The organism is Paenibacillus sp. P46E (assembly GCF_001909095.1).
Lineage (GTDB): Bacteria > Bacillota > Bacilli > Paenibacillales > Paenibacillaceae > Paenibacillus_AQ > Paenibacillus_AQ helianthi.
The window spans coordinates 58,178-70,360 of the sequence record NZ_LVYZ01000002.1 but is presented as its reverse complement, the minus strand read 5'-3'; the positions used below and the strand labels follow the sequence as shown (position 1 = coordinate 70,360).

Below are 12,183 nucleotides of genomic sequence, written 5' to 3'. Positions count from 1 at the left end.
TAAATCAGCATAAATCCATAACTGTAACTACCAACATAGTACAGCCCGGCGGGATACGTCAAGCCTTCCTGGGATTTTCACGGATTGTTTGAATTTTACATCAGCGGCTTAGGGGAAAGAACGTCCGGTTACCATATCTGGTTGATGTTTCCGAACTCCCTCCCCAGGGTAATGCAGTTATAAATACCGAAGGCTTCTGGCCGGAAGGAGTGGGATATGCGCGCCGATGTACAGAACTTGTTCATAGGAATCCATATGTTGTATTATGCACATGAGAAGGATCTGACAATGGCAGAGATGCTGCCGGAGCTGGAGAATCTGGGGTACCGGGTGGCGGAACGTGAAGTGAAGCAGGAGCTGGAGCGGCTCTCCCAGGAGAATTTCCTGACTGCCCATGGGGAGGCTTACAGTCTTACCGGAACGGGAATTGAGGAATTCAAGGCGATCCAGCAGAAGCTTCAGGTGCTGTACACCGAAGTTCTTAAGCCAGTCAGAGCGGCAGGGGCGTCCGGATAGCTCCCGGCGGTTACATTAGAATAACGACAGCGTCTGTTGCGGGTGACAAGCACCCATGACAGGCGCTATTTTAAAATATAAGCTACTGTTTACGCTACAAATTATCCTGCTATTTCTCCCTTCAAACGGATACTTGATAGCCATACATAGTATCGCTGCTTCGGAAGCCTTGCATCTGATGTATACTAAATAGAGCTGAAAGGAGACGATCGTCTTGTATGTATGTGGCGGAGAAGTCCCTGTCCTGCACGGAAAAAAAGTAAAGCTGCACGCGATGGAGGCGAAGCATGCGGCAGACCTGTTCGCCATCTGGTCGCATCCGCAGGTTGCCTGCTGGCTGGCTGCACCGCCGCTGTCTACTCCGCAGGAGGCGGAAGAGCTGATAGCGATTCTCCTACAAATGTCCCGTGAGGAAGAAAGTCTGCGCTGGAGCATCCTCGGGCATGACGGGAATATTATCGGCAGCTGCGGTTATAACAGCTGGCAGCTGCAAGGAGCGTACAGAGGAGAAATCGGCTGTGAGCTGCTGCCTGATTATTGGGGGAAAGGCTACATGCGGGAGGCGCTGGAGCTGATGCTGGACTATGGCTTCACCGTGATGGGCCTTAACCGGATCGAAGCGTTATGCCATCCGGATAATATCCGGGCGCAGCGGCTGTTCCAGTCACTCGGGTTTGGGCGGGAGGGTCTGCTGCATGAATACCGGCATACGGAAGCGGGATTCCAGGATGTAGTCCTGTATGCACTGCTTGAGGGCTCACAAAAGGACTAACTTCAGGAATGAAGGAGCACAGCGTGAGGAAGCAAAGGCTGAACCTGGTCATCCCGAAGCTCCAAAGTACAAAAAATGGCCGCGCTCTCCTGTACAGGGGGCGCGGCCGTTTTCTATTTAGATTAGCCTGAACGTGAATTGATTCACAACCTCTGAGGCCTAAATCCTACTTGCGGGGAAGCGGAGAGAGTTTCTCAGCCTGCAGGCCCATCTTCTTAAGCAGGGTAATCATCTGTTCCTTCTCTTCATCACTCAGTCCGCTAAATGCAAGATGCAGCCGCTCCGAATATTTCGGATACATTTCGTTCATGAGACGTTCGCCTTCTGCAGTCAACTCGGCAAAGATCACCCGGCGGTCGCTTGGGCAGGGTTTGCGCTGCAGGTAGCCGCGTTCTTCCAGCTTGTCGATTACGTAGGTAACGTTGCCGCTCTGCAGCAGCAGCTTGGCGCCGATCTGTTGAATAGGCTGTGGTCCCTTGTAGTATAGGACTTCCATGACAGCGAAAGCCGTAGGATTGAAGCCTTCAATCTTGCTGCCGGTTACGGCATGCTCATTAATGCTCTTGAAAGACTTGGCAAAAACCCGGTACAAATGCAGTGTCAGTTGAGTATCGCGTTCATAGGATTGTATCATGCTTCTCCACCTCTATTGTTAATCGTGAGGGCTTGCCCACACGGTTTGGAATCCTTATTTCGTTGATCTAGCTTTACAATACGTCAAAGAATGGATGTTGAACATGTGATTTGTCACAATGAGCACACTTTTAATTATTAAAAATCAAACAATTTTTTACGGGTGCACAAAAGTTGTGAATTTTTTGGAGATTGCCGTAATCCGTCTCTGGAAGGAGCGGGAAATCAGCCTCAGGATCAGCAGGTAATTACAACCAGGGTTCGATGAACCTTCCTGTGCAATTCCTTATTATGGTTACAGTAGATAACCAATTGTACGGGGAGCGGATAAAGGATGAAAGAAAATCAGGGAAATGCGGCGCAGGCAGTGAAACTCACGGCCAACAAGCCATTTGTAGTGCTAATCACAGCACAGCTGGTATCCAATATAGGGGACTGGCTGCATATTCTGGCCCTGCTCACTATGGTAGGGCTGAAGTGGCAGGCTTCACCTTGGGAGATAACCGCCGTCTCCTTATGCATGGCAGTACCGATGCTTCTAGGGGGGCCATTCGCAGGATATTTAAGTGATAGGATGGACCGCAAAGCAATCATGATCGGGTCTGATCTGGTGCGTGCCGGGATTGTGGCTTGTCTGGTATTTGCGGGCTCTCTTTGGCAAGTCTATGTCCTGCTGTTGGCGAAGGGGGTTCTGGATGTAATGTTCTCTCCGGCCAAAAGCGGCAAGCTCAAAGAGCTGGTGCCGCCTGAACAAATGGATCAAGCGGTAGCGCTCAGCTCTTCCATAGAGCAGATTACCAAAATTATCGGTCCCGCGATTGGAGGTCTGCTTGTTGCGGCCGTCGGAATTTCCGCCTGCTACATCATTGACTCGGTGAGCTACATCGTATCGGCGGTCATTCTGCTGGGGCTGCCGCGCTCGGGGATGTTCAAGACAGACAGAGTGCATGAGGATGCTGATATGCCAAAGCTTCGCCATTCTTTCCGCAAGGAAGCTGGTGCGGGTTTACGATTGATTGCCGGTATGCCAGTGGTGCTCAGTGGCGTCGTGATGATTGTAGCAGCCCTGCTGGTGCTTCAGATTGCTGATTCCCAGACCGTTACTCTGTTCCGGGGAATTCCCGGAGTGAATGCCGATTTGCTGGGCTGGTGCGTAGCTGCCAGCGGCTTCGGTACTCTGCTCTCGGCCCTCGTAGTGGGACGGATGGGCAGTAGCAAGCGCCCGCTTGTGTTCATGGCGACAGGAACGATTCTCATGGGCTCTGTATTTACGAGTGCTGCTCTTGTGACAGCGTACGGACAGGCTGGCCTTTGGATGAATATAATGTTGTTCGGTTCGTTTATTCTCGCCGGTGCCGGCGCAGGCTTTGTACTTATTCCATTCAACTCGATGCTGCAGTGCAGGACACCGGAAGCCTATACGGGCCGGGTATTTGGAATTGTGGGCAGTCTGACCAGTGCAGCGGTTATTCTGGGGCCGGTAGCCGGTGGGGCATTAGTGACCGTTTCCGGTCCGGTCACGGCTTTCATTGTCTCAGGTATGCTGGCAGCCCTGCTTGGAGCGTCGCTGCTCTTCCTGCGGCCGGGAATCGAAAAAAGAGACAAGGCGTCACACGCCCTTGAACAATCAGTAGCCTAAATGGACTGTCCGCCGAACTAAGCTGGTACAGGGTGGCTGAGGGTGATATGATCGGATTACCGGAGTGTATCCGGCAGGCGGTGATATACGCCAGCTATTATGGTTTAGGAGATGGAGAGCAGTATGGAAGAGACGGAAGCACCGCAGGTACAAGGGCTTGGATCAATTGGAGATTATGAACAGGGGAATACGGAACGGGACATTGTGCTGGATGTCTATATTGAAGAAGCGGGCTATGAGGCAGGCGATAAGAGAATATCCAATATCTCTTTTCAGGTACAGCAAGGCCAGCTGCTGGGTTTGATTGGCCCTAACGGAGCGGGAAAGAGCACCACAATCAAGACCCTCCTGGGTCTGCTGAAGCATGCCAAAGCCCGGGTGAAGCTTGGCGGAGAGAACAAATCTTATGCTTACGTGCCGGAGCAGCCCGTATTTTATGAGGATCTGACGTTGTGGGAGCATCTGGATCTGGCTGCAGCCGCTTATGGCTTGTCCTACGAAACCTTTGAGGCCACGGCCGATAAGCTTCTGTCCCAGTTCGGTATGGATCAGGTGCGCAACGATCTTCCGGCAGGCTTCTCCAAGGGTATGAAACAAAAAATGATGCTGATGCTGGGCTTTCTGGTTCAGCCTGATGTCTATATTGTGGATGAGCCGTTCATCGGGCTTGATCCGCGTGCGACCAAGGATTTCCTTCGTCTCCTGGAAGCTGAGCGCAAGCGCGGAGCCGGAGTGCTGATGTCAACGCATGTGCTGGACACGGCCGAAAAAATCTGTGACAGCTTCGTGCTGGTCTCCGGAGGGAGAATGACAGCAACGGGGACACTGGAAGATATCCGCGCCCAGGCGGGATTGCCGGAGGCGTCGTTGTTTGATTGCTTCGACGAACTGACATGAGCAAAAGTGCCTTTGCTTTTCCCACAGCACGGAAGCTATTCCGGCGTCGGCTGTTTTCCCATTTTCGCGAGCAATCTGCTATCATCCGTACTGCTGCGGACTGGACGGTGCTGCTGTATATTATCATTCCAGGCGGTTTGCTGGGCGGACGGTTTTATTATGGCTTCTGGAATCAAGAGCTGCCTGCATGGGCAGCAGATTTACCCTTTGTAATCATTCTCGCCCTGCTGGCAATCCTGGTGGCCACCGGAGGCCTGGTTCTGCTGCTGCAGGAAGGGGATCTGTTATTCCTCAGGCAACGGGAGGACTGGATCCGGACGATTGTGCTGCGGGGAACACTCTACAGTCTCGTAGTCACAGCTCTGAAGATGGCTGTGCTGTATGTCATTCTGCTCCCCTTCATCGTCCATGGCTATAGCATCAGTCCGGCTGCGGCCTGGGCACTGCTTGCCATGACGATTGCCTGCAGCTGGTGTGTCAAGCTGCTCGGGCATATCGTCAAGGTCCAGCGGCAGGGCTTCCGCCGCTGGCTATGGCTGATTCCTGCAGTTACCGTTCCCTGTGCCGTCTATATCCGGGCTGGGCTGTACTTCAAGGACAGCCCTCTGCTTCTGCTGCTGGTCACTGCCTTATTTGCGGTAGTGACGGCCTGGGCTATCCGCTATCGCTTGCGTTTGCGCGGCACTTTCATAAATGATGTGCGCGAGGACTACAAGCAGCGGATGAGAATCGCTGCGCTAATGCTGCGCGGGGTGCTCGATAAACCGCGGCCTACGCGGTACAAGCCTTGGATCTTCCGGAAATCGCAGCCGCTGCTGAAGTCTACGCTGCCTGAGAGCCGGTTCACGGCCGCTGCTATCAAGGCATTGGTGCGGAACCCGTCCCATTTGAAGCTGTATCTGTCATTTACCGGAGTGGGATTAATAGCGGTGTTAATTGTTCCTTCTATGTTGAAATGGCTGATCTTCGCACTGCTGATCGCATTAATGTCCTACTGGCTGTCCTCCTACTGGCTGCTGTTTTCAGGGGATGACTACATTGGGATTTTACCATTTACCAAAGAACAAAAAGCAGAGGCGGGAGCAAAAGCGCTACCGCTCATGCTGATGCCGTTTGCCCTGTTGTGCTCGGCAGCTATCTGTCTGCCTCTGTATGGCTGGCTAGGGCTGCTGCTGTTTATTCCTATTGGCGGCGGGGCCGGATATCTGATTGCCAATATGTTCAGTGCATTCCGTTTTGCTAAATAATAACAGCTGTAAAACGGATTTTTTCCGAATAAAAGTAATCCTCTTCAAAGTTTCCCGCGAAGGTTAATATAGAGGGAGATTAATGAGAGGGGTTCCCTTATGACAGAAGCTCTGGATGACAGAGAGTTGATGAAACGCATTGGAGACAAGGAACCTGCGGCGCTGGAAAACCTCTATGACCGTTATGAAAAGGTGATATACTCCTTTGCCTACAGGATGGTACAGGACGCCATGGCAGCCGAGGAGGTTGTACAGGAGCTGTTTCTGCGTGTATGGACGCATAGTGAGCGGTATGATGAATCCCAGGGCAAGCTAACAACCTGGATGTTTGCGCTCACGCGCAATATAGCGGTAGATATGCTGCGTCGCAAGTCGGTCAGGGACCGGGGAGTACCTGTGGAAAATGCTGCGCTGCATGCCGTGGCTGACGAGTCCTTGGAACCTGCGGCTGTGGTTGAAATGAGAACGGAAGGCCAGCGCATGCGTGAAGTACTGTCCGCGCTTAGCCGCGATCAATTGCAGGTCATTGACTCCATTTTTTATGGAGGCATGACACAGCAAGAGGTTGCAGCGAGGTACAACCTTCCGCTGGGGACGGTCAAAAGCCGCGTGCGGCTGGCCCTGAAGCAGCTGAAGAAGCATTTTAAGGCTCAGGAAAGGAGGGAAGGCTACCATGGATGAAGCGGACAATCAAATCTGTGAATGGGCAGAGCTGTATGCGCTGGGCGGGCTGGACGAAGAGCAACGTCTGGAGTTTGAGACGCACTTGACGGGCTGTGCGGATTGCCGGAAGGTAGTGGAAGAGCTGAGAGAGATTGTGGATGTGCTGCCTCTCGCTTCGGAGGAAATGTCACCGCCGGAGGGAATGAAGGAGCGTGTGCTGGGCCGGGTGCTGGCTGTGGGAGAGAGCAAGAAGACATCCCTTGCAGATGCTCTGGAACGGAGCACCGTACGCGGTGCTCATGAAACCATAGTGCCACCGGCTCCCGCACCGGAAACTCCTTTCTCTCCGTCAGCTGGCAAAGTGAAGACAACTCCGTTGAGCCGCAACAGCCTTTTGCGCGGTGCATGCGCTATATTGGCTGTAGCTGCAGCAGCGCTTGCCATCTATTCTGCTTCCCTGCAGCGGGATGTCAGCGGGTTGAAGAAGCAGCTTGCACTGACCGGAGCCCCTTCCACTGAGCTAAAAGTAAATGAGGTGGTCCAGCTTGGTCCTGCGGCACAGGACATTGTGGCCAAGGGCCTCGCGACAATCGTTATTGATGCCAAAGGCACCCATCTGCTGGTGCAGGCGGAGAAGCTGCCTGAACTTAGTGGAAGCGAGGCATTCCAGGTCTGGCTGATCAAGGGCGATGTTAAGAAAAGCGCCGGGACCTTCCTGTCTTCCGCAGGGACAGGTGCGATGTACTATACCTTTGATCCCCAGGGCTATGATACCGTGGCGATTACACTTGAACCGGATGGGCAGGGGGAGCAGCCCAGAGGGCGGCCAATACTCATCGCCAAGATTGAAGGGTAGCCGCTTAACCGGCTAACGGACCGTGATGGGCTTATCGTCTCTCCATCAGGCTTTTACAGGCCCATAAGTGCCCCTCAGTCCGTTACAACCAGCTAGAGCAAGATGCTCTACTGGTAAGTTATCAAACCCCAAAAGCCAGCCTCCTAAGCAAACGGAGGCTGGCTTTTTACATTCAAGACAAATCTGCCGGAAGTGAGGTGCGGAGGGTTATTCCCCGTGCGGCCTTGCCGCATGCATGCCCGCCGTATATCCCGTGGAGAACGCGGCGGTAATATTGTACCCGCCGGTATATCCGTGGATATCCAGTATTTCACCGCAGAAGAACAGTCCCGGCATCAGTTTCGATTCCATGGTCCGGGGATCAATTTCTTTCAGGTTAACGCCGCCGCCAGTAACAAAGGCTTCCGCCAGAGAACGGGTGCCATGAACCTGAACCGGCATCCGCTTCAGAAGCGCTGCGAGCGACTGCAGCCCGGTTTTGGGCAGATGATGTCCGGTAGTATCACCGTCGAGTCCAGTCTTAGCCAGCAGCAGAGGAATCATCCGCTCCGGCAGCAGGCCCTTCAGTGAGTTGCGTATAGCCTTTTTCGGCTCCAGCTCCAGTTTGTTCTGCAGCTGCTCCTCCATCTCCTGCGGGTTCAGGTCAGGGAAAAGATCGATGGACAGTTCTACGGCGTTGGTTCCCGATTTGCGCTGAACCTGCCGCAGGAACTGGCTGCAACGCAGCGCAATCGGCCCGGAGAGGCCAAAATGGGTGAAGATCATATCGCCCCGGTGGGCAATGACCCGCTTGCCCTTCGGATTCCAGACCGTTAGTGTTACATCCCGCAGGGACAAGCCCTGCAGTTCCCCGGATTTGATCCATTCCTCCTGTGACAGGATAGGCACCTCCGTAGGGAACAGCTCCGTAATGGTGTGTCCGGCGGCCTCAGCCCACGGATATCCGTCTCCGGTGGAGCCAGTCTGCGGTACAGATTTGCCGCCTGTGGCGATGACCACGGAACGGGCGCCCAGTTTTTTGCCCGATGTCAGCCGGACGCCCTCCACCACACCATTTGTATAGAGAACCTCTGCCACCGGACTGTCGGTTATAATCTCTACACCAAGGCTTCGCACTTTGCTGATGAGCGCAGAGACGACGCTGGAGGCTTTATCGGATACGGGAAACATCCGCCCGTTGTCTTCTTCTTTTAGGGCAATCCCCAGATTCTCAAAAAATTCGATAATATCCTGATTGTTGAAATGGTCAAATGCGCTGTACAGGAAACGGCCGTTGCCGGGGATATGGGAGATCAGCTCGGAGGTCTCTTTGATATTGGTCACATTGCAGCGTCCCCCCCCGGAGATCCCCAGCTTCCGTCCAAGCTTGGCCCCTTTATCAATCAGCAGAACTGCCGCTCCATACCCGGCAGCAGCCACACTGGCCATAAGCCCCGAAGGTCCGCCTCCGATGATAATTACATCATAGTTACTGCTCATAAATCTGCTCCTTTACATATGAAGACAAGATGCCAATTGTGCACCCTTAACGGCATCATACCATTATGGCTACGGCGGGGCCAGAGGGCCTGTGGGCGAGACAGTGAATTACATTGTCAGGACTGCAAGGTTATGATTTAATCAAATGGCATAGGGTGATTTGTCCAATTTGGGGAGTGATTGCAATTATTTACGCGGTAAAGGATATTTTATTGCAAATAACATCTGCCTGCTCCTTTCTGTTCTTGTTCCAGTGGTGGCTTGATCAGAGCCACATAGTCCGCAGGAACGGGAAATTCCCGGATGACCAGTCCTTTTTGATTATCAGTTGTGCATTAAGCGTTGTGTTCTGCATGATTCTGTCCACGACGCTGTTTGGTGTGATCTATCTGAATTTAGCTATTATACCGGCTTATATCGGTGTTCTATACGCTGGCTTCCGTTCGGGGGTCAGCCTGGCCATATTTTTTGTTCTATGCACTATATTATTCTCGGAGCCTTCCGGTATAAGCAATCTGGTGCTGAACACAGGGGTACTGCTGTATCCGCTGCTGTTCGGCATGGCGAAGCCGTTCAAGAACGGCAGGACGCTAAGCAAAATTGCCATCCTCTGGGGTGTACTGTTTCCGAGCATGCTGTTTATTGTCCTTGCGCCCAAAATGCATGGGCACAACCTGTATGATACCCCATCCAAAGAAATGGGTGTGGCCGTGCTCTACCTGTTTGTCTCGGTGGTCCTGGGCGGCAGCTTTATTTACTTTATCGAAACCGCTTGGGACCGGCTGGAGATCCAGAAACAGATGAAGGGAATCTCTGAGAAGCTGGAAAGGGAATCGGAGAGGCTGCAGCAGATTACCGATGTCGTGCCGGTCAGTATTATGTCTCTGGATGATATGGGCTGTGTAACCGAACTTAATGAATATATGCTGAACCTTTTCCGCCAGCATGATCCCCTGATTACAAAAGAGGCTATTCTAGGACAGCGGGTAGAGCGGCTGTTCTGTAAAGAGCTGGATAGCCAGGTCTTAAAGCGTATGGCGGATAACGTATTGCACAAACAACGGTACAACGAGAAACTTCACTATGATTCCAGGACTTATGATGTATTCTCTGCACCTCTGCAGCAAGGATTGGGCGGCATATCTGGGGGGAGGGTTGTGGTTGTCCAGGACCTGACCGAGGAAGAGAAATTCCGCAGCGAACTGGATCATGTGGAGCGGCTGACCCTGGTTGGGCAGATGGCGGCGGGAATCACCCATGAAATCCGCAATCCGATGGCGGTGGTGCGCGGATTTCTGCAGCTTATGCGGGAAAAAAGCCCCGGAGAGATGGACTCGTATTATCAGATTATTATGGAAGAGCTGGACCGGGCCAACAGCATTATCAATGACTTTCTCTCCCTTGCCCAGAGCCGGATATCGAACAAGGAGACTGTTCAGCTGCATCATATAATAGAAGAACTATCCCCGCTTCTCTGGGCTGATGCCAATCTCCGTGGTCAAAGCGTAGAGCTGAGATTATGTCCGTCCCTCCCGCTGCTTCAACTCAACTCCAGGGAAATCAAGCAGCTTATCCTTAATCTGGCCCGCAATGGAATGGAAGCGATGGAGCCTAAGGGGGTGTTGTATCTGGAGACGCGTATCCATGAGGACAGGGTGGAGCTGGTCATACAGGATACGGGAAGCGGGATTCCGCAGAGTCAGCTGGAGAAATTATTTGTGCCTTTTTACACAACAAAAAGCCAGGGGACCGGCCTCGGTCTTCCACTATGCCTAAGCATTGCCGAGCGGCATCATGGCAGTATTACGGTAGATTCCCAAGAAGGCAAAGGTACGGCTTTTATCATTTCTTTTCCTTACGGGCAGGAGGCCAGCCAGGAAGCTGCCGCCGCAAAGGAAACCTCTTATTTTCCCTCCAGCGATATCCCTCCCGGCCAAGAACAGTGAGGCTGGTTCTGCTTGCTTTCACAGAGTATGTATGTATAATAAAGTTAGTAAATCCTGCTGCAACGCGGTTTTGACAAATATTTTAAGGATAAAGGAGAGTGCATTGAATGTCCATGTCATTTAATCAATATATGAAGGATTCCATCCAGCCCATGCGCGATGATCTGACAAGCATCGGGTTTCAGGAGCTTTTGACTCCGGAAGAGGTGGAAGCAGCTCTTCCTGCCTCCAAAGGTACCTCACTAGTTGTTGTTAATTCGGTCTGCGGCTGTGCCGCCGGTCAATGCCGTCCGGGTGTAGCTCAGGCGCTGCAGAACGAGATCCTGCCGGATCACCTGTTCACCGTATTCGCCGGCCAAGAGAAAGAAGCAACAGCCAAAGCACGCGAGTATTTTGCACCGTATCCGCCTTCTTCGCCTTCCATTGCGCTGATGAAGGATGGGGAGCTTGTTCACTTCATCGAACGTCACGGTGTTGAAGACCGTTCGGCTGCTGAAATTGCTGCTGAGCTGAAGGATGTATTCAACCGCTTGTGTCAATAAAATAATGCCAGCATTACTCGGTCTCGCAGGCTGCCGGAAGTCCGGTTGTCTGCGGGACTTTTTTGAAAATAATTTATATTTACGCAAGAATAACCGCAGCTATGCTGCGAATCGGGGTGTACGTACTTGAGTATGCAGGAAGAGATTATTGCCGCCCTCGGTGTTAAGCCATCTATTGATGTGGAGGCGGAAGTCCGGAAACGGGTGGATTTTTTGAAAGCGTATATTCTGGAAGCAGGGGCAACAGGGCTGTTGATCGCGATTAGCGGCGGGGTAGACAGTGCGGTAGCTGCAGGTCTGTGCAAAAGGGCAACCGATGAGCTTACAGCTGGAGAAGGCAAGGAATATATCACGCTTGGCGTGTTCCAGCCTTATGGCGAACAGGAGGATATCGCCCACAGCTATGCGGTAGCAGAGGCCTTTGCATTGACGCATAAGGTAGAGACCAATATCGAGGAAGCGGTCAATGAGATTGCACTTGAGGTGGAGCACAGCCTGAAATCGCTTGGGCAGCACCGTCACATCACTCATCAGGGCAAAGGCAATGTGAAGGCCAGAACGCGTATGGTGATGCAGTATGCACTGGCCTTTGAGAACAATCTGCTGGTAGTAGGAACAGACCATGCTTCTGAGGCCATAACCGGCTTCTATACCAAATGGGGCGATGGTGCCGTGGATATTACGCCGCTGTCTTCGCTGAACAAACGTCAGGTGCGTCAGCTGGCTGCATTCCTGGGTGTACCTGCGGACATTGTTACCAAACCGCCGACAGCGGGCCTATGGCCGGGACAGACGGATGAGACGGAGCTGGGTATCACCTATGAGGAGAATAGCGATTACCTGGAAGGGAAAACGGTCAGTTCTGAAGCCGCCAGGAAGCTGGAAAGCTTTTACCGGAGAACCGCGCATAAGCGTAATGTGATTCCGGGGATCTGAAAAAGGGATTATATCAAAAACCGCCGGGCCGCTGCCTTCAATCGCAGCCGCTCCGGC

At 52.7% G+C, this 12,183-nt stretch carries 12 protein-coding genes; 10 read left to right on the top strand and 2 right to left on the bottom strand.

Going from position 1 to position 12,183, the window contains the following annotated elements; translation table 11 throughout:
- Window positions 1-216: 216 nt before the first annotated feature.
- Window positions 217-516: a hypothetical protein gene (locus tag A3849_RS01660; protein ID WP_074109878.1), complete on the top strand. Its 300-nt coding sequence runs from the start codon at window positions 217-219 to the stop codon at window positions 514-516.
- 214 nt (window positions 517-730) lie between these two features.
- Window positions 731-1,288, top strand: a complete 558-nt coding sequence (locus tag A3849_RS01655) for a GNAT family N-acetyltransferase (RefSeq protein ID WP_074109877.1) — start codon at window positions 731-733, stop codon at window positions 1,286-1,288.
- Between the two features lie 166 nt (window positions 1,289-1,454).
- On the opposite strand, the gene A3849_RS01650 is transcribed toward A3849_RS01655, so the two are convergent.
- Complete coding sequence (locus tag A3849_RS01650) at window positions 1,455-1,922, bottom strand: MarR family winged helix-turn-helix transcriptional regulator (protein WP_074086810.1); 468 nt, start codon at window positions 1,920-1,922, stop codon at window positions 1,455-1,457.
- Window positions 1,923-2,255: 333 nt separating this feature from the next.
- Between A3849_RS01650 and A3849_RS01645 the strand changes: the two genes are divergently transcribed.
- The 5 genes from A3849_RS01645 (at window position 2,256) to A3849_RS01625 (ending at window position 7,223) form a co-directional block, all read left to right on the top strand.
- Window positions 2,256-3,560: an MFS transporter gene (locus tag A3849_RS01645; protein WP_074109876.1), complete on the top strand. Its 1,305-nt coding sequence runs from the start codon at window positions 2,256-2,258 to the stop codon at window positions 3,558-3,560.
- Between the two features lie 123 nt (window positions 3,561-3,683).
- The gene (locus A3849_RS01640) at window positions 3,684-4,457 is read left to right on the top strand and encodes an ABC transporter ATP-binding protein (RefSeq protein ID WP_083613328.1); all 774 of its coding nucleotides are present in this window, start codon (window positions 3,684-3,686) and stop codon (window positions 4,455-4,457) included.
- Window positions 4,436-5,704 carry an ABC transporter permease gene (locus A3849_RS01635; RefSeq protein WP_143191703.1) on the top strand — a complete coding sequence of 423 codons (1,269 nt, stop codon included), beginning with the start codon at window positions 4,436-4,438 and terminating at the stop codon, window positions 5,702-5,704. Before A3849_RS01640 ends, A3849_RS01635 begins: the two co-directional genes overlap by 22 nt.
- Before the next feature lie 99 nt (window positions 5,705-5,803).
- On the top strand, window positions 5,804-6,385 hold the full coding sequence (locus A3849_RS01630; RefSeq protein ID WP_074109874.1) for an RNA polymerase sigma factor: 582 nt from the start codon (window positions 5,804-5,806) through the stop codon (window positions 6,383-6,385).
- The gene (locus A3849_RS01625; protein ID WP_074109873.1) at window positions 6,378-7,223 is read left to right on the top strand and encodes an anti-sigma factor; all 846 of its coding nucleotides are present in this window, start codon (window positions 6,378-6,380) and stop codon (window positions 7,221-7,223) included. Before A3849_RS01630 ends, A3849_RS01625 begins: the two co-directional genes overlap by 8 nt.
- Before the next feature lie 207 nt (window positions 7,224-7,430).
- Here the strand turns inward: A3849_RS01625 and A3849_RS01620 are convergent, their stop codons facing one another.
- Window positions 7,431-8,702 (bottom strand): BaiN/RdsA family NAD(P)/FAD-dependent oxidoreductase, encoded by a 1,272-nt coding sequence (locus tag A3849_RS01620; protein ID WP_074109872.1) that lies wholly within the window; start codon window positions 8,700-8,702, stop codon window positions 7,431-7,433.
- A gap of 212 nt (window positions 8,703-8,914) precedes the next feature.
- On the opposite strand from A3849_RS01620, the gene A3849_RS01615 reads away from it, so the two are divergent.
- The 3 genes from A3849_RS01615 to nadE all read left to right on the top strand — a co-directional run bounded on the left by A3849_RS01615 (window position 8,915) and on the right by nadE (window position 12,126).
- Entirely contained in the window at window positions 8,915-10,648 is a 1,734-nt protein-coding gene (locus A3849_RS01615; protein ID WP_143191702.1) for a two-component system sensor histidine kinase NtrB, read from the top strand.
- 107 nt (window positions 10,649-10,755) lie between these two features.
- Complete coding sequence (locus A3849_RS01610; protein WP_074109871.1) at window positions 10,756-11,190, top strand: BrxA/BrxB family bacilliredoxin; 435 nt, start codon at window positions 10,756-10,758, stop codon at window positions 11,188-11,190.
- A 126-nt stretch (window positions 11,191-11,316) separates the two neighbouring features.
- Complete coding sequence (gene nadE / locus A3849_RS01605; RefSeq protein ID WP_074109870.1) at window positions 11,317-12,126, top strand: ammonia-dependent NAD(+) synthetase; 810 nt, start codon at window positions 11,317-11,319, stop codon at window positions 12,124-12,126.
- Window positions 12,127-12,183: the final 57 nt, after the last annotated feature.

Excerpts from the sequence above, each read along its gene's own strand:
- A3849_RS01660 (WP_074109878.1), top strand. The coding sequence starts at position 217 with ATGCGCGCCGATGTACAGAACTTGTTCATAGGAATCCATATGTTGTAT.
- A3849_RS01650 (WP_074086810.1), bottom strand. The coding sequence starts at position 1,922 with ATGATACAATCCTATGAACGCGATACTCAACTGACACTGCATTTGTAC.
- A3849_RS01645 (WP_074109876.1), top strand. The coding sequence starts at position 2,256 with ATGAAAGAAAATCAGGGAAATGCGGCGCAGGCAGTGAAACTCACGGCC.
- A3849_RS01640 (WP_083613328.1), top strand. The coding sequence starts at position 3,684 with ATGGAAGAGACGGAAGCACCGCAGGTACAAGGGCTTGGATCAATTGGA.
- A3849_RS01630 (WP_074109874.1), top strand. The coding sequence starts at position 5,804 with ATGACAGAAGCTCTGGATGACAGAGAGTTGATGAAACGCATTGGAGAC.
- A3849_RS01625 (WP_074109873.1), top strand. The coding sequence starts at position 6,378 with ATGGATGAAGCGGACAATCAAATCTGTGAATGGGCAGAGCTGTATGCG.
- A3849_RS01620 (WP_074109872.1), bottom strand. The coding sequence starts at position 8,702 with ATGAGCAGTAACTATGATGTAATTATCATCGGAGGCGGACCTTCGGGG.
- A3849_RS01610 (WP_074109871.1), top strand. The coding sequence starts at position 10,756 with ATGTCCATGTCATTTAATCAATATATGAAGGATTCCATCCAGCCCATG.